General features: G+C 57.5%; 13 protein-coding genes. All 13 read right to left on the reverse strand.

Translation table 11 applies throughout. The features are described from left to right. Positions 1 to 378 precede the first annotated feature (378 nt). A complete protein-coding gene (locus QWJ34_RS20205) occupies positions 379 to 720 on the reverse strand; it encodes a hypothetical protein (RefSeq protein ID WP_302730643.1) in 342 nt (113 codons plus the stop codon). Positions 721 to 909: 189 nt separating this feature from the next. Further along, entirely contained in the window at positions 910 to 4,506 is a 3,597-nt protein-coding gene (locus QWJ34_RS20210; RefSeq protein ID WP_302730644.1) for an S-layer homology domain-containing protein, read from the reverse strand. 230 nt (positions 4,507 to 4,736) lie between these two features. Further along, the gene (locus QWJ34_RS20215; protein WP_302730646.1) at positions 4,737 to 5,861 is read right to left on the reverse strand and encodes a glycosyltransferase family 4 protein; all 1,125 of its coding nucleotides are present in this window, start codon (positions 5,859 to 5,861) and stop codon (positions 4,737 to 4,739) included. A gap of 136 nt (positions 5,862 to 5,997) precedes the next feature. Further along, positions 5,998 to 6,759, reverse strand: coding sequence for a WecB/TagA/CpsF family glycosyltransferase (locus QWJ34_RS20220; protein ID WP_302730648.1), 762 nt, complete (start codon positions 6,757 to 6,759; stop codon positions 5,998 to 6,000). 9 nt (positions 6,760 to 6,768) lie between these two features. Further along, positions 6,769 to 7,896, reverse strand: coding sequence for a polysaccharide pyruvyl transferase CsaB (gene csaB, locus QWJ34_RS20225; protein ID WP_302730650.1), 1,128 nt, complete (start codon positions 7,894 to 7,896; stop codon positions 6,769 to 6,771). Next, positions 7,869 to 9,902 (reverse strand): DUF5693 family protein, encoded by a 2,034-nt coding sequence (locus QWJ34_RS20230; protein WP_302730652.1) that lies wholly within the window; start codon positions 9,900 to 9,902, stop codon positions 7,869 to 7,871. The genes csaB and QWJ34_RS20230 overlap by 28 nt, the downstream gene beginning before the upstream one ends. A gap of 195 nt (positions 9,903 to 10,097) precedes the next feature. Then, positions 10,098 to 11,810, reverse strand: coding sequence for a phospho-sugar mutase (locus tag QWJ34_RS20235; protein ID WP_302730654.1), 1,713 nt, complete (start codon positions 11,808 to 11,810; stop codon positions 10,098 to 10,100). A 55-nt stretch (positions 11,811 to 11,865) separates the two neighbouring features. Continuing rightward, a complete protein-coding gene (gene fabZ, locus QWJ34_RS20240) occupies positions 11,866 to 12,300 on the reverse strand; it encodes a 3-hydroxyacyl-ACP dehydratase FabZ (RefSeq protein ID WP_302730656.1) in 435 nt (144 codons plus the stop codon). A 196-nt stretch (positions 12,301 to 12,496) separates the two neighbouring features. After that, positions 12,497 to 12,715 carry a DNA-directed RNA polymerase subunit beta gene (locus tag QWJ34_RS20245; protein ID WP_302730658.1) on the reverse strand — a complete coding sequence of 73 codons (219 nt, stop codon included), beginning with the start codon at positions 12,713 to 12,715 and terminating at the stop codon, positions 12,497 to 12,499. Between the two features lie 84 nt (positions 12,716 to 12,799). Further along, a complete protein-coding gene (locus tag QWJ34_RS20250) occupies positions 12,800 to 13,606 on the reverse strand; it encodes a flagellar hook-basal body protein (protein WP_302730660.1) in 807 nt (268 codons plus the stop codon). Positions 13,607 to 13,619: 13 nt separating this feature from the next. After that, the gene (locus QWJ34_RS20255; protein WP_302730662.1) at positions 13,620 to 14,501 is read right to left on the reverse strand and encodes a flagellar hook-basal body protein; all 882 of its coding nucleotides are present in this window, start codon (positions 14,499 to 14,501) and stop codon (positions 13,620 to 13,622) included. 156 nt (positions 14,502 to 14,657) lie between these two features. Continuing rightward, positions 14,658 to 15,656, reverse strand: coding sequence for a rod shape-determining protein (mreB, locus tag QWJ34_RS20260; protein ID WP_302730663.1), 999 nt, complete (start codon positions 15,654 to 15,656; stop codon positions 14,658 to 14,660). A gap of 208 nt (positions 15,657 to 15,864) precedes the next feature. Beyond that, positions 15,865 to 17,211 carry a UDP-N-acetylglucosamine 1-carboxyvinyltransferase gene (gene murA, locus QWJ34_RS20265; RefSeq protein ID WP_302730665.1) on the reverse strand — a complete coding sequence of 449 codons (1,347 nt, stop codon included), beginning with the start codon at positions 17,209 to 17,211 and terminating at the stop codon, positions 15,865 to 15,867. Positions 17,212 to 17,303 lie beyond the last annotated feature (92 nt).

Raw genomic sequence — 17,303 nt, forward strand, 5'->3', positions numbered from 1 at the left:
AACTTGTTAGACAGTTGAGACGAGATAAGTAAGCACAAAAACAAGGGACACCCAATCCCGCTTCCCGTATTATACATTGGTCGGTAACACCCGTAAAGTCCATTTTCGCACAAACATGAACAACTTTACGGAATTTACTCCATTGTATGGAAAACGAGGCGCATAAGCGGCTTGTTTTGATACTCATTGACTTAGACGCGGAAGGTTACAAAAAAGTTGCGAGGTTTTAAAACTTTTTTTAAATCTTTTTTTGCAACTTTTATCAAGGCGGGAAAATGGCAGGCGCAGCGCCTGTCCACTTCTTTACTTAAACCGATATCCGATCAAGTAAACAGGCTGGAAGCACCGAATTTTCGGCATTCCCAGCCTGTTATGCCTTTAACGAATACGCAGCGCCAGCTGGATGACTCTCGCCCGCATCTGCGGATCGTAATCGAGCTTCTCGTACATTTCGTCGATCGGCTGTTTATTGTCTTTGTAGGTCTTGTCGTGCTTGATGGTCGAATGCGACCAGGAGATCAATTCGTTCTCCGCTTCGGCCAGATCGTTGAACGCTTCGTGGAAGCCGGTCTCGACGACGAGCTGCTCCATCAGTTCCTGTTCGACTTCCTGAGTCTTCTGTTCTTCGGCTACACGCTCCTCCAGTACTTTGGAACGTTCTTCGAACTTCGTTTTGGCTTTCATATAATCAATCTGAGCTTTCGACTTGATCGGTTTCATTGTACTTCTCTTCACCCTCACAGATAAGTATTGTTATTCCGCTATTTTAGCGTAAATCGCTCCGAAATACAAAAACGATTTTAGATAAATGGAACAAAATGCTTGAAAAGCGGAAAAATGAAGAAGACGCCTCCGTTATAGAGACGTCTTCCTTCATCTATTTGTTGCGGTTATTCGAAAATTTCGTCCTTACAGAGTCTTCATCTTGGTCATGATGGCGACCGCGATATCGGCGGCTTCGGCCCGTGTAAAGGTTGCTTTCGGATCGAAACGATACGTCGCCTTCTTCTCGCCTTCGGCGAGTTTGTTGGCTTTGCCGTTGATAATCTTGGCTTTGGTTACCGCCAGCACCGCGCCCGCATAGCTGCTGTTGATCGAACCGCCGTCGGTAAACGATTTTTCAAGCGCGGTTTCCGCTTTGTCGTTGTCCGTCAGCTTGAGGTTCATCGCTCTGGCGATCATAACGGTCGCGTCTTCGCGGCTGAGCGTGTTGTAAGGCATGAACACTCTCGGCCCCGTACCGCGGATAATGCCTTTGCGCACCGCCGTTTCGATATAACGATAGTCCATATACTGATTGATGACCGGACCGACGTCGTCGAACGTACGCTTGGTGATGTCTTCGTCGTAATCGAGCGGAATATTCAGCATTCTGACCAGCATCGTCGCGAATTCGCCGCGGGTGATGACTTCGTTCACGCCGAATTCATTCGCGTCTTTGGCTTTCATCACGCCTCTGGACAGCATCATTTCCGTGTCTTCGCGCGTCGCCGCGGCGGCGATCACGTCGCCGTAGCTGTAGCGCAGGCCGAATACGGCGTAGTAACCGAATCCGTCGAACGGCGCTGTAATCGTTTTGGCGGATTTGTTGACCGTTCCGCCCAGGTTGACCCATTCGTTGCCGTTCAGTCTCCAGATGCCGAGGTTGCCGGCGGAAGCGTTGACGAGCGAAGGATCGTATTTGATGGTGATCGTGCCGGTTTGCGTCAGTTCCAGCCACTGCTTGGAAGAACGGCTTTCGAAGCCCGGGCTTGCGTAAGGCTGGTTGCCCGGAACCGTTTTGTAATCGTCGCTGGTTGCCGTGGAAGTGAAGTAACCGGCATCCGTCCAATACAGATCCGAAGCGTAACCGAAGTGCGGCTTAGGCGTCAGACGGCTGATCATCGTACCGTTGGAATCGAGCAGTTTCAACTGACCGTCGCGGTATCCGCCCTGACCGTCGCTTACTCCGACCTGGTTGTACATCTTAATCGTTCTTCCGTCCTGTTGATTCGCGATGCCCACCAGCAGCTGCTGGTTGTCGAACAGGCTGATTGTCGGAGATTCGCTGCCCGGGGTCGGATTGACTTCGCGCAGTACCGTGCCTTTCGGAATCTTGATTTGCAGATCGCCTTTGAACAGCTTCAAGCTGCCGCCCGAAGGCATAGCCGCGCTGTACTGGGAACCCTGCACGATTTCCTGCGAATAGTTGACGACAAACGAACCGGTTGTTTTCTTGCTTCCCGTAACAATCGTAAACTTGATCGTATTCTTGCCGGCTTTGAGCGCAGTCAGGCGGCCGCGGAAAATATCCAGATCGCCTTTATCCAATACCTGCTTGCCGACCGTAATGCTGCTGGCTCCCTCGGACTGGATGCTTACATCGAGGAAGTTCTGCGTAATCACGCTCTCGTTGGGCAGCTTCGGAGACAGAATCGTGTACGGACGCAGTTCGCGCGTTACCGTCAGCGTTTTCGAAGTCGTGGAAGTGCCTTTGCGCACGTAAACCGTAACTTTCAGGTCGCCGGTCGTCGGCAGCGCCAGATCCTGCAGCAGGAAGCCGTTGGTCGTATTGGCTTTGGGCCCGAGCTTCAGTTCGCCCGTCGCCTGGCTCCATGCCGCGCCCGAACGGGTCAAGCGGGTTTCTTTCTTGTTGCCGTCCAGGCGAACGATGATTTCATCGGCCGTATCTGCCGGCGTAATGGTGAATTCGGCATCCATGGACAGTTCGTTCGTTGTATACTGGTCGGCGTTGTCGCCCGGAACGAAGACCGAGTTATCCGTTTTGTCCGAGCCGACAGGCAGCGGATGGAAGTTCTCGATCAGGATGCTTTCGTCTTCGATCAGGTACAGCGTCAACGAAGTCGTGACCGCTTTGCCGTTAGCCGTGCCGGACAGTTTGAGCGTATTGGCGCCCGGCGCCAGATCGAGCGCAAAGTCAGCCACGTCCAGTTGGAACACTCCATTGCTCGACGTAACCGTTGTGGTACGGCCGCCGTACTCGATCTTGATTACGCTGCTGTCGTCGGTAAAGTTGATCAGACGGCCCTGTACCGATTTGACAGCGGTGGAGGCGGTAAATACCTGCTCGTTATACAGGTTGGTCACCTGAATGTACGGAGCGGACTGATAGTTGATCGGAACCGAAACGGAATCTGTTCCGTAAGCGAAAGTCAGCGTTTGTTCGCCGCTTTTCAGCTTGCTGATCTGGAAGATCTTATAACTTGTTCCGCTTTTGTCAGTGTAAGAAGCAATAGCCGGAATCGCGGCGTCGTCGGATTTGATCGTGACGTCTCCGCCGTTGGTGCCTCCCACTTCGACAGCCAGCCAGAGCGGCAGCTCGGGCACGGATACATAAGTGGCGGCTCCGACTTCAAACGGCGTCTTGCTGCTGTATGCGCTCAGCGTTTTGGCCGTATCGTCGAACTGCGTTCCATAAAGCTGGTAAATGTTCTTGATGTAGTTGTCGTCCTGGCCGCGCACTTTGAATTTCACGCTGGCCGCGTACTGGTTGGTATCGACGACGAACAGATCCAGCGCGTACGCTCCTGAAGCGAGTGTAGGCACCGATTTGGAGCCGGTTGTAAAGCTGTAAGAAACGAGCGACGAACTGATCGTTTTCTTGTTGGTCAGCTTGATCGGCAGTTCGTTGAATGCGCCGACCTTGACGCTGGAGTTGTCTGCGCTCTGGCTGAGCGAGATCTGCGCGTCGAGCGAATCGGCCGATGTTCCGCTGGCCGGCACGGCTACGACGACCTGACCGGTAATGGCGCCGCTCGGTTTGGTGCTGATCGTCGAATCCGGATCGATCGCCGTCGAACCGATCTTCACATTGTACATTTGGGCATTGTTATTATAGTAGACGAGTGTCCGCGTTTCCGCGTAGGTGCTGGTTGCGGAGCTGGCTACAAACGTCAGCGTGTTGGAGCCCTGGGACAGAGTCGGCGTGGAGAAGAAAATGCCCGCGCCCCCGCTGAACATCGGGTTCCCGTTGAGTGTTACGGTAACGGCGTTCGGCGCTTCGACCGTGATCGAAGGCGTTTCCGAAGAAACGACGTAAGGCACGCCTTCCTGCGTCGAATCGGAGCCTACTTTAACGGAAGAAATATTCGGCGCGTCGATAAAGCTGACGTAACCGACCGAAGTCACTTCCTGGCCGCTGGTTGTGGTCCCTTTGACCGTAACGCGGCTTGTGCCGGATTTGACGCTGACTTGATAGAACTTGAACGTCTTGCCGTCGCTTGTGTCCGGCTGCATATCGCCGCCGCTGCTCGAACCTACGACGGTGCTGCCTACGATCGATTCGATCACATAAGTAATCGAAGAAACATTGACGTCCTGGTAAGTCCCGATAATATCGATTTTACCCGTTGCGCTGCTGGTCGGAGAACCCGGTTTGTCGCTCAGGTTCGTAATTTTCAGCGTTCCCGCGGTTGCCGCCTGCGCCGGAAATACCGGCAGCACCGTAAAGATCAAGATAACCGCCATCATCAAGCTCAACAGCGGCTTCATGCCGGATTTACTCACTTGTACAGCTCCCCTTTTGGACGTACTCCCCGAAGGGGTCGTCTTATTGTTGCTTGCCTGCAATGGATCTCCCTCGCTTCCTGCTTGCACGTCGTTATTCTTTTTATCGGCCCCTCTGTATCGATATGTTATAAAAACCCCTTTTTTTATGAATAAAAAAATCCCCTTTTTATCCATAGGGACAAAAAGGGGATTCTTCTATTAAGAGGACTGGCGGCGTCGAACGCCGATCAGGGCTTGGCGCGGTCGTCCGCTTTGTTGACGCGCAGGCGCGACAGCAAATGCAGCACCGGACGCTTGGTCTGGCCGACAAGTCCGATAATCTCCGCGCCGATTTGCATGAAGAACATCATGACGCAGATCACGACAAAGGTGACCCAGTTCGCTTCGAACATCGCCGAGGCGGATTGAATAACGGCCAGTACGCCGAAGAAAGCGGCGATTCCGTAAATAATCAGCACCGTCTGGCGGTGGCTGAAGCCGAGTTCGCGCAGGCAGTGGTGCAGGTGGCCCTTGTCGGGCGCGAAGATCGGTTTCTTCTGGAGCTTGCGGCGCACGATCGCGAAGAACGTATCCGACAGCGGCACGCCGATAATGATCAGCGGCGTAATGAAGGACAGGATCGCGATCTGCTTGAAGCCGAGCAGCGACAGCATCGCCAGGCTGAACCCCAGGAACAGCGAACCGGTGTCGCCCATGAAGATCTTCGCCGGATGGAAATTGAAGAACAGGAATCCGACGATTCCCCCCAGCAGCAGCAAACACAGCAGCGCGACGAGCAGATTGCCGTTGATCAGCGCCATCACGAGGATGGTGCCGATGGCGATTCCGGATACGCCGGCCGCCAGGCCGTCCAATCCGTCGATCAGGTTGACCGCGTTCGTGACGCCGACGATCCAGAAGATGGTCAGCGGAATCGCGATCCAGTTTTCAAGCGAAGAATAAGCATCCATAAAAGGCACGTTTACAAAATCCACTTTGATGCCGAAGCCGAATACGACGACGCAGGCCGCGCCGGTCTGAATCAGAAACTTCAGTTTGGCGTTCAGGTCGAAGCGGTCGTCCAGGGCGCCGGTCAGCACGATAATGATGCCGCCGGTCAGGAAGGCCTTGATGAAATTCCCGTCTCGTTCCGCCAGTTCGAACGGAAGGAACGGCATGACCGCGATCAGCGAGATGGCGAAAGCCAGAAAAATTCCGAGTCCGCCGAGCCGCGGCATGATGCGCGTATGCACTTTACGGGCGTTCGGTACGTCCACCGCTCCGACCTTGACGGCAAACCGCTTCACGAGCGGCGTCAAGCCGAGGGCCAATCCGAGAGACAGGACGAAACCGATCAGATAGACGATAAGCATGATTGTCTCAAACCTCCAATTGTCGTTCAACCGGGAATATTATACCCCGCTCCGCGGTCGAATACCAGCCTGAATCAACGGATTTTGCTGTAAATATCCATTTATTTCATGCTTTTTACGCTTTTTGTGCAAGCTATTAAGCTTTTTTTGCTTTCTTGACGGCTCGCATAAACTGCGGCAGCGCCATCATGCGCGGCAGCCGCGTCGGTTCTTTGGCCAGCCGGTAGAACCATTCCAGCTTCATTTTCTGCATCACTGCCGGAGCGCGCTTGGTCTTGCCGGAGATCACGTCGAAGCTTCCGCCCACGCCCATAATCACCGGAACCCCGAGCTCCTGCTTGTACTTGGCAATCCAAGGTTCCTGGGTCTTCGCGTCGCGCGCGACAAACAGCAGGTCCGGCTTCGCCGCGCGAATATCGGCGACGATCCGCGCATTTTCCGACTCGCCGAAATATCCGTTGCGGACACCGGCGATTCGGACCTTCGGATATTGTTTCTGTAACCGGTCGGCCGCTTCCTGAACCACTTCTTCGGCCGCGCCGAGCAGATAAGCCGACCAGCCCAGCTCTTCTCCGCGCTTCATCAGTTGATGCAGCAGATCGAATCCCGCTACGCGCTCGGCGACCGGATCGCCGAATTCCTCGGCCGCCCAGACGACGCCGGCGCCGTCCGGCACGATCAGTTCCGCTTCGCGCATGGCGCGCATATTGTCTTCGCTATCCAGCGCCGCCATGATCATGATCGGATTGGCCGTGATGATCTGGTGCGGACGCCCGGAAGCGACGGCGCCTTCCAGCGCGCGTACGGTATCGGCCATATTCAGCTTCGAAACGTTGACGCCCAGTATGGATGTAACGGGAATCTTGCCAAGTCCGCTTTCAGTATGGGTTTGACTCATAGGCTTCGATCATCCTTTGCTCGCAAAATAATCGGCGATCGCGCGCGCGGGCTTGGCCGCCTCGCGCTGCAGCTCCGCAATCATGGGTTCGCGATGCGCTTTCCACGCTTCCGCGCCGTCCAGCAGCCGTTCCAGTTCCTCGCACAGCCGTTCGGGCTGCATCCGGTCGCTCGACCCGATCGCTTTGACGTCCAGCTGCGCGAGGAAATTGTCGATCTTGGGATCGTACGAGATGCCGGCGACCGGCACCCGCTGCTGCGCCGCGTAGATCAGGCTGTGCAGCCGCATGCCGACCAGCGCCGAGCAGCGCCCCACTTCCAGCAGCATCGACTGCGGGTCTTCCGTCTGTCGTTTGGTAATCTTCGAGCCGAGCGATTTGACGTCGCCCATCCGCTCGATCACATAATTCGTCGCTTCTTCGTCGTCCGGCAGATGGAACGGCAGGAAGCAGAAGTTTACTTCGCGGCGCTGCGCCAGCTGGCGCAGTCCGTCGGCGATGCCGGCAAGCTCGGTCCGTTCGTCGTTCCAGAAGCGGACCGAGACGCCGATCTTCGGCAGCCCGTCGGGTTTCTCGGCCGGAAATTTCGACGCGGCTCCCGCCGGCAGCGGCATGCCCATGACCGGATCGGGCACCACCTGGATCCGGCCGCCGTCCATTTTCATCGAACGAAGCAGTTCCGCCGACTCCTGATCGCGCACCGAGATATAATGGCTGCGTTTGAACGCGCCGTGAATCAGCGGATAGAACATTTTGCGGTTGACCGGTCCCACGCCTTGAGCGTAGATAAACACCGGTTTGCCCATCCACTGGGCCAGACGAATAACGCCGACATAATAAGGAATCGTTTTGGGGCTCGTGGCGTCCTGCAGCAGACTTCCCCCGCCGCTGATCAAGCCGTCGCTTTCCTTGAGCGCCTGACGCACCTCGTTCATCCGCATCCGGTGCACCGCCTTCACGCCGTAGATGCCCGACGTCCAGGAAGGATCGCCGGACAGCACGATCGGCTCGAAAGCGACGCCGGCGCGTTTGCCCTCCTGCTCCAGCGCGGTCAGGATCGACTTGAGCACCGCCTCGTCTCCGCTGTTGCGGAAGCCGTAATAGCCCGAGATTACAATTTTACGAGCAGCGGCGACCATTTTCTCCAACACCTTTCGATGATTTGCCATACCAGGATGAAGACCAGTCCGACGATAATGCCCAGGCCCATGCCGAGCAGGTCGCGAACGAGCGAGATCCAGACCGGCGTATGGATATGCGCAAAAGTATCGACGATCGACAGCTGGCCGATCGACGCGATGACCATGACATAGATCGCGTGACGGTACTTCAGCGCGACGAATACGCCGGCAATAAAGATCGGGTGGCCGAGCAGGAATTCCTTGAAGCGCGGACGCACGCCGACCGTGTTTTCAAGCAGGGTGCGGAACGTCTTCTCCAGTCCGGTCGCGCTGCCGCTGTTGCCGGTCCGCGACAGGTAGTACATGCCGACGACGCCGACGACCGCGACGATAATCACCATTGCGACGGTAACCGGCATGCGCAGAATCCTGCCGACACTGCCGAACGCCGCGTTTTTACGGTAAAAGAGCACGTACAGCGCGGTCAGCGCAATCGGCGCGAGATGCAGCAGGCTGACGCCGCGGAACTGCTCCAGCACCAGTTGGTAGGTGACTCGGTTCAGCAGCGCAATCATAAACGGCACCGCCATCAGCGACATGGCGCTTGTGCGGAGGAACAGCAGGATGCCGTGCACGATTCGACGGCCGACGCTCATCTGCTGGCCGAGGTCGTACAAGCGGTCGATCTTGCGAATCGCGAACACCATCGCGATGGACGGCGCGCTGATCGCGGCGAACAGCGCCAGCGCCTGCTCCATAATATGCGGACGCAGCACGTACAATCCGGCCGCGCCGACGATGCCCAGAATAAACGCCAGCAGCGTCAGCGGCGGCACGAAGATCGAGACGAGAATCGAGATCAGAGCGACCGCTCCGAGAATCGCCACCCAGCGGAAATAGTTCTGTCCGGCCATCTCGGCCACTTCGAACTGCGAAGCCGGTCCGAACTCGAAGCCGTAATTCTCGATGCGCTGCATCGCGCCTTCGAAGCTTCCGTCTTCCGGTCCCTGCAAACTGTCGACGATGTTTTCGATCGTATCGGAAACTTTGCCTTCGATCGTATTCGTCTGCACCGCCGTATGAATAAACATCATGCGGATATTGCGGTCTTTCGCGGCCAGCGCGAACCGGTCGGCGATAATGTCCGGGTCGAGCGCCGAGTCGCGGCCGCTGAGCGAGTACAGGCGGGCGACGTTATAATTGGTCAGCTTGGCGACCGTCTGGAAGCCGCGCTGCTCCCCTTTGAGATTCTCGATCGCGGCGATGCCGATTCCGCGTTCGTTCAGCAGCTGCGCGAAGTCTTCCAGATGGCGTTCGTCCGGCTCTTCCGCGTAGCCCGGTACTTCTTCGCCGTCGAACAAGACGCGATCGACGCCCATGGCTTTGAAGCGGTCCAGCAGCGAAGCCAGTTCTTCCTGGTCGTAGATCGAGCTGTTGCCCAGACGCGGCAGCAGGTGAAAGCCTTTGGCATCCAGCAGCTGCATGGAGATCGGGTCCGGTTCCATCTTTTTGAGCACGGCATTCTGCACCGGGGTCGCAATCTTGAGGCCGGCGCGTCCGTTCAGCTCCCAGTCCTCGACCGCGATCTCCTGGCTTGCGAACGCCTTGCGGATAATCGGTTCGATCTCCGCCTGGCTTTTTGCATCCGTAAACAGCAGATATGTAGCATTCTCGTTGGCCGTCAGCACTTTGCCGGTCAGACGCGCCGCATCCTGTTCGCTGTATACCGTGATCCGTCTGGCATTGGACAGCTCCGTCAACGTCGCTTCATAGACGGACATCGTGTTGATGCCAGCTTCCTTCAATACATCGAGCTGCTCGTCGATAAAAGAGTTCGGATTGCCCTGATACGTCGAGACCTGAATCAAATCCCGGTAATCGAAGATCATTTCCACGTTCTTGGACGTGCCTTCCGTCCGGATGCGGTCGTACGCAACCGGCAGAGACGCCACGATGCCGAGGATTACCAGAATCCACAATCCTTTTACCGCAGCCTTGTTCCACTGCCGCCATTTCTGACTCAAGTTCGGTATACCTCCTTGCCGGCGCGTTCCCGCTTCCGGCATTGTTCAAGTTGATAGATCGCAAGTCGATAAATCAGACGCCCCCTGCCGAAACGCGCCGCTTCGGCGCGCTTTGGCAAGAGGCATCGTGGGGATTTCTGAGGAAACCGCCGCGAACGCGAGCATCCGGTCCGCGGCCGTCTCGATGTCGGAGCCTTAGGCGTCCACCCGTTCGGTTACGGCCGCAACGAGGCGCTGCACCGCTTCTTCCGCGCCCGCCAGCGAATCGCCGCGAACCGCGAAGTAGACTTTGATCTTCGGCTCGGTGCCCGACGGGCGCAGCACGAACCACGAATCGTCTTCCAGGATGTACTTCAGTACATTCTCTTCCGGCAGTCCGTCGATGCCCTGCGCGTAGTCGAGCGTCTGCACGACTTTGACGCCCGCCACTTCGGCCGGCGGATTCTCGCGCCAGTCGGCCATGATCGATTGAATCTTGGCGACGCCGTCTTTGCCTTTCATCGTGCGCGATTCCAGGCGCTCGATAAAGGTGCCGAACTGCGCGTACAATCCTTCGAGCACGTCGTACAGCGTCTTGCCCTGGCTCTTATAGTAAGCCGCAGCTTCGGCGATCAGCATGGACGCGAGCACCGCGTCCTTGTCGCGCGCGTAAGTGCCGGCCAGATAACCGTAGCTTTCTTCGTAACCGAACAGGAAAGTATGCTCTCCGGTCTGCTCGAACTGGTTCATTTTCTCGCCGATGTACTTGAAGCCGGTCAGCGTGTTCAGCACTTCCGCTCCGTAATGGCGGGCGATGACCGCGCCCATCTCGCTGGTCACGATCGTTTTGATCACGGCGCCGTTCTTCGGCAGTTTGCCCGATTCCTGCAGGCGGCCGAGCACGTAATCGACCATGATCGCGCCGGACTGGTTGCCGGTCAGGACGACGTATTTGCCTTCCTTGTTGCGCACCACCGCGCCCATCCGGTCGCAGTCGGGGTCGGTGCCGATCAGCAGATCGGCGTTCAGCTCTTCGCCGAGCTTCATCGCCAGCGTAAACGCTTCGCGCTCTTCCGGATTCGGCGACTTGACGGTCGGGAAGTCCCCGTCCGGCTGCTCCTGCTCCGGCACGACGGCCACGTTCTTGAACCCGATCCGCTCCAGCACGCGGCGCACCGGCAGATTGCCGGTACCGTGCAGCGGCGTGAACACGATCTGCAGATCGTCGCCTTCGCCGGCGGCCAGACGCTCGCGGCCCAGCGACAGGCCCGCCACGGTATCGATAAACGCTTCGTCTTCTTCGTCGCCGAGCCACACGATCAGACCCTGCGCTTCCGCTTCCTCGCGGGTGATCTGTTTGATCTCGGAGAAGGACTGCACGCCCTGCACCAGGCTGATGACGCGCTCCGCTTCGTCCGGCACAAGCTGCCCGCCTTCACGGTTATAGACCTTGTAGCCGTTGTACTCCGGCGGGTTGTGGCTCGCCGTGACCATAATGCCGCCGTCGGCCTCCAGATGGCGCACCGAGAACGACAGCTGCGGCGTGGTGCGCAGCGACGGATACAGCTTCGCCACGATGCCGTTGGCGGCCAGCACAAGCGCCGCTTCCAGCGAGAACTCCGGCGAGAAGTGGCGCGAGTCGTGCGCAATGATTACGGAAGGTTTGCCTTCCTTGCCCTGCGCCGTTTCCAGTATGTACTGCGCCAGGCCCTGCGTCGCTTTGCCGACCGTGTAACGGTTCATCCGGTTGCTGCCCGCGCCGATGACGCCGCGCAGTCCGCCGGTCCCGAATTCGAGTTCGCGGTAGAAGCGGTCTTCCAGTTCGTCGGGCTGCGATTCGAGCGCGCGCAGCTCCTGTTTGGTTTCCTCGTCGATGCTCGGGTCTTCCAGCCACTGTTTGACGACCGCCGCTGTTTTTTCGTTGATCATGTTTCGTAGACCTCCCTGTTTCCGGATAGTTGGGTTGAAGAGGCGGCGCTTTTCTTTACTCGCGGTCCGCGAGCGCAAACATCATATCGCCTTCGGCCACGACGGTTCCGTCGACTGTCGCGACGGCGTGCCCTTTGCCGATCTTGCCTTTGAAACGAGTCATCTCGACTTCGAGTCTCAGCGTATCGCCCGGCTTCACCTGGCCGCGGAAACGGAATCCGTCGATGCCCGCGAAGAATCCGAGCTTGCCCCGGTTTTCCTCCACGATCATCATCGCCACGCTTCCGACCTGCGCCAGCGCCTCAACTATTAATACCCCCGGCATGACCGGATAACCCGGAAAATGTCCGACAAAGAAAGGTTCGTTTACCGTTACGTTTTTAATGCCGACCGCGCTTTTGCCCGGTTCGACTTCCAGAATTCGATCCACAAGCAGGAAAGGTGGTCGATGCGGAATAATCTCTTGAATTTGCTGCGAATCCAGTACCACAAGCAAAACTCCCTTCGGCAATTTCCTCCATCATTATACAGTTTCCCGGGGCAAAAAGGAATCGCGGAAAGACGGCAAGCCAAAAGAGCCGCCCGCCGCGCTTGGACAAGCGCATACGGGCGGCTCCGGCCGCTGCAACGTGATCGTTATTCCTCCGCCTTCCGCGGCTGCGCCGGTATCCCCCGGCCGTTCCGCTTCAGGGCGCGAACACCAGATCGAAGACGTGCCGCCAGGTTTCGGGACGGAACGCTTCTTCGAGCGGCTGTTTGCCCACGTATACGTAACCGAAGACCATGCCCCCGGCTATGCAGACCGCAAACAAGATTATAAAAAGGATAAACCGCAGCAATCTTCTGCCGAACGATTTTTTACGGCGCTTCGGGGCTTCGCTTTGCTCGTCCATCACTTTTTCCATCGCTTCGACCCCTCCTTACGCAAAAACCGAATCCGGCCCGAAAAAAGTTTCGGCGGATTCGGACTTTATATGACTTTCGGGTGATTACTGACGAATCGTATTGGCCAGATTTGCCATCGTGTCGCTCGACATCAGCGCTTTGGCCGCCAGCTGGTAGGCGCGCTGCGCCTGCAGCAGATCGGTCATCTGCGCCGTCATATCGACGTTCGACTGCTCGACGTAACCCTGTCTGACTTCCGCCGTCACTCCGGTATTCGTAATGACTTCGTTTTCGTTCGCGCCGGCCGCCAGACGGAAGATGTTGCCCTCCGTTTGCACCAGGCCTTCCGAGTGCTCCACACGTCCCAGCGAGAGGCGTCCCGCCGCGGTGCTTCTGCCGTCCGGAGAGATCGCGCGAACCGTGCCGTCGCTATCGACCTGCAGTTCCGAACCGGCCGGAATGCGGATCGGCTGTCCGTTCGCGCCCATTACCGGATAGCCCTGGTTCGTCATCAGGTAAACGTTCTGCGTATCCGTGCCCACCGAAGCGAGCTGGAAGCCGCCTTCGCGCGTCCATGCTTTGTTCCCGTCCACCTGGATCTCGAACAAGGCGTTGCCTTCGATCGCGATATCGGATTTGCTGCCGGTTTCCTTGAGCGCGCCCTGCGTCTGGTCGACCGTCACTTCGCCCATCCGGGCGCCGAAGCCCAGATTGTAGCCCGCGTCGGTGCGGCGTCCGTCCTGGATAAACGATTTGCCCTGCTGTTGAACGCGGGTGAGCGTGTCCTGGAAGTTGGCCTGCTTGGCTTTGTAGCCTACCGTGTCGAGATTGGCGATATTGTCCGAAATCAGGTCGAGTTTGCGCTGAAGGCCGTTCATCGTTACCGAAGCGCTGATCATCGAGTTGTTCATGAGTTAGCCTCCCTTATTGGACTCTTCCGACTTCGTTAACCGCTTTTTCAAGACTCTTGTCGTAGAACTGCACAACCTTCTGGTTGGCTTCGTAAGCCCGCAGCGCCGCGGTCAGATCGACCATCGATTGAGCCGCGTCGACCGTCGAGCGCTCCAGATAACCCTGCTTGACGTTGATCTGATCTTCGTTCGTCGCGGCCCGCAGCGATGCGGCGCCCTGCGTTTTCTCCGAGAACAGCCCTTCGCCGTCGCGCGTCAGTTCGTTCGGCTGCTGGGCGACCGTGATGCCGATCCGTCCGGAAGCCGCGCCCGTCGCTTTGTTGAAAATGGTTCCGTTCTCGCGCACCCAGTAATCGTCCATCGAACCGGTCAGCACGATCGGCTGTCCGTCCTGCCCGAGAATGTTTTGGTTCATCGATGTGACGAGACGTCCTTCCGCAGTCAGATGCATGTCGCCGTCGCGCGTGTAGCTGACTCCGCCGGATGCGTTCTGCACGTTGAAAAACGCCTGCGGCTGATACTGTACCTGTCCGTTCGCGCCGACGAATTTGCCCGAGGCGTCGAACGCGATGCTGCCTCCCTGCGGGTTCGCCACCTGAATATCGGAAACGAGCGCCAGGTCGTCCGAAGACTGGGTCTCCGTAATATCGCCCTGAACCATCATCGAAATGCTTTCTTCGGCGAATACGCCGGTGTTCAGCTTGCCCACCTGACGATTGTCGCGGCCTTCGTCGCCGTTTTGCAGACCGATCATCACTTCGGGAAACGAGCGCGCCACGCTGTCCACCTGCTTGTAGCCCGTCGTGTTCAGGTTGGCGATGTTCTGCGTCACCGTGTCGTGTCTGTGCTGCTGCGTCATCATGCCTGCGGTCGCCGTATATAAGCCTCTCAGCATTCGAATCATTTCTCCTTCCGATATCGCCCGGATGCGGGATGTGTGTGCGAAGCCGTGCTGTGCTTGTCCGTGTCCTCTGCTGCCGGGCGGCTTCGAAAAAGCCCCTCGGCCCTGTACCTTATATATCGGCAGACGCGAGAAATTATGAAGGGGAAATCAGAATTTTTTCTTGGCCGTTTTGTCGAGATGATCGAGCATGAGCTGCGTGCCTTTGACGACGCAGTGCATCGGATCTTCCGCCGTCCAGACCGGTACTCTGAGCTCCTGCGCAAGCAGGTCGTCCAGACCGTGCAGCAGCGCGCCTCCGCCCGTCAGCACGACGCCGCGGTCGATGATGTCGGCCGACAGCTCCGGCGGCGTGCGTTCCAGCACCGACTTGGCGGCGCTGACGATCAGCGATACCGACTCGGACAGGGCCTCCTGCACTTCCGCCGAAGTGACGGACACCGTGCGCGGCAGACCGGACACCATATCGCGGCCGCGGATATCCACTTCGGCCTGGCGGCCTTCCGGATGCACCGACGCGATATTGATCTTCAAATCCTCCGCCGTCCGTTCGCCGATCAGCAGCTTGTATTTGTTCTTGATATAGCGGATGATCGCTTCGTCGAACGTATCGCCCGCAACCTTGATCGAAGAAGAAGTCACGATGTCGCCCATCGACAGAACCGCTACGTCGGTCGTGCCGCCGCCGATATCGACCACCATGTTGCCGCTCGGCTGATAGATGTCCATGCCCGCGCCGATTGCCGCCGCTTTCGGCTCTTCTTCGAGATAAACGTCTTTCGCTCCGGTATGCTGGGCCGCTTCCCGAATCGCTTTCTGCTCGACGGAAGTGATGTTGGTCGGCGCGCAGATCAGAATCCGGGGATTGCTGTACCAGCTTCTGCCGCCCACTTTATTGATAAAATAGCGAAGCATCGCTTCCGTGATGTCAAAGTCCGCGATCACGCCGTCGCGCAGCGGGCGCACCACTTCGATATTGCCGGGCGTACGTCCCACCATGCGGCGGGCTTCCTCGCCGACCGCGAGTACACGCTTCGATTCCCTCTCGATTGCCACGACCGACGGCTCGTCGATCACGACTCCTTTTCCCTTTACGTAAATCAGCACGTTCGCCGTGCCCAGATCGATCCCGATATCCTTGCTCAACATGTCTTTTCGCGGCCTCCAGCATCCTTGTTTATTCGGCTTTTCCCACTGCGGTCTTTCGCCCGCCACCCTGTAAACTACCAGCTTTTAACATACCATATTTATAGCCCGCTCTTCAACGGAATTTCGAACCAAATCGTCTGTAAATACACAAAAAATCCAAGCCCGTTCGGACTTGGATCATTCTGCATACGACCGGGCAACCCGATGGTTACGCCCAGGTCGGCTGTACTTTGAAAACAGGAGACTCTTCGCGCGTTTTCGCTTCGACGGCCGGAGCCGTTTCCGCGGAAACTTCCGAGAGGGAAACCCGCCAGATATCGGCGCCCAGACCGACCAGTTTCTCGGTCAAGTTGACGTAACCGCGATCGATATGATGCGTGCCGCCCACTTCCGTCGTTCCTTCGGCTACAAGGCCCGCGCAGATCAGCGCAGCGCCGGCGCGAAGGTCGGTCGCCGTTACTTTCGCTCCGACAAACTTGGTTTCGCCGCTGACGAACGAAGAACGTCCTTCGACTTTGATCTCCGCGTTCATCAAGCGGAATTGGTCGACGTGCATAAAGCGGTTCTCGAATACGGTCTCCGTCACGACGCTGGTTCCGGTGGAACTCAGCAGCAGCGCCATCATCTGCGCCTGCATGTCGGTCGGGAAGCCCGGATAAGGAAGCGTCTTGATGTCGACGGCGCGCAGCGGCTTGTCGGCCACGACGCGGATTCCGTTCTCGTCCGGCGTTACGGTAACGCCCATCTCTTCCATCTTGGCAATGACCGGACCGAGGTGGTCGGCGATTGCGCCTTCGACGTACACGTCTCCGCCCGTAATCGCGGCAGCCACCATGTAAGTGCCCGCTTCGATCCGGTCGGGAATAACGGTATGAGCCGCGCCGATCAGCTTGTCCACGCCTTCGATCCGGATCGTGCCCGTACCGGCGCCGCGAACGATCGCGCCCATGGCATTCAAATAATTGGCCAGGTCGACGATCTCCGGCTCTTTGGCCGCGTTCTCGATCGTCGTCGTGCCTTCGGCCATGGTTGCGGCCATCATGATATTCTCCGTCGCGCCGACACTGGCCACGTCCAGATAGATTTTCGCTCCGCGGAGTTTGCCTTCGCTTCTCGCTTCGACATATCCTTCGCCCATGGTGACGATCGCCCCCATCGCTTCGAACCCTTTCAGATGCTGATCGATCGGACGCGTGCCGATCGCGCAGCCGCCCGGCATCGAGATGCGGGTAGAACCCAGGCGCGCAAGCAAAGGCCCCATTACGAGGAAGGAGGCGCGCATCTTGCTTACCCACTCGTACGGCGCTTCGCATGAAGTCAGGTTTCGAGCATCTACACGGATGACTTCATCCCGGTATGTAATGCCGGCTCCCAGCGATTCCAAAACTTTATTGATGGTCATAACGTCGTCAAGAGGAGGAGCATCTGAAATGACGCTCTCTCTTTCTTGTCCTAATAGACTGGCAGCGATGATAGGAAGCACCGAATTCTTGGCACCGCTAACTTTCACGGTTCCGGTCAATCGTTTGCCGCCGCGGACGATAAATTTGCTCATCTCCGTATTCCCTCCGCGCGTTTAATTTGCGTTGTTTGTAAGTTGTGGTATTGTGCACATGCCGACCCGAAGGCCGGTTCGTCTTGTGTAAA

This window comes from Saccharibacillus sp. CPCC 101409 (genome assembly GCF_030518235.1).
Taxonomy (GTDB): domain Bacteria; phylum Bacillota; class Bacilli; order Paenibacillales; family Paenibacillaceae; genus Saccharibacillus.

Bases quoted from the DNA above. Each gene is read 5' to 3' on its own strand.
- QWJ34_RS20205 (WP_302730643.1), bottom strand. From the start codon at position 720: ATGAAACCGATCAAGTCGAAAGCTCAGATTGATTATATGAAAGCCAAA.
- QWJ34_RS20215 (WP_302730646.1), bottom strand. From the start codon at position 5,861: ATGCTTATCGTCTATCTGATCGGTTTCGTCCTGTCTCTCGGATTGGCC.
- QWJ34_RS20220 (WP_302730648.1), bottom strand. From the start codon at position 6,759: ATGAGTCAAACCCATACTGAAAGCGGACTTGGCAAGATTCCCGTTACA.
- csaB (WP_302730650.1), bottom strand. From the start codon at position 7,896: ATGGTCGCCGCTGCTCGTAAAATTGTAATCTCGGGCTATTACGGCTTC.
- QWJ34_RS20235 (WP_302730654.1), bottom strand. From the start codon at position 11,810: ATGATCAACGAAAAAACAGCGGCGGTCGTCAAACAGTGGCTGGAAGAC.
- QWJ34_RS20245 (WP_302730658.1), bottom strand. From the start codon at position 12,715: ATGGAAAAAGTGATGGACGAGCAAAGCGAAGCCCCGAAGCGCCGTAAA.
- QWJ34_RS20250 (WP_302730660.1), bottom strand. From the start codon at position 13,606: ATGAACAACTCGATGATCAGCGCTTCGGTAACGATGAACGGCCTTCAG.
- QWJ34_RS20255 (WP_302730662.1), bottom strand. From the start codon at position 14,501: ATGCTGAGAGGCTTATATACGGCGACCGCAGGCATGATGACGCAGCAG.
- mreB (WP_302730663.1), bottom strand. From the start codon at position 15,656: ATGTTGAGCAAGGATATCGGGATCGATCTGGGCACGGCGAACGTGCTG.
- murA (WP_302730665.1), bottom strand. From the start codon at position 17,211: ATGAGCAAATTTATCGTCCGCGGCGGCAAACGATTGACCGGAACCGTG.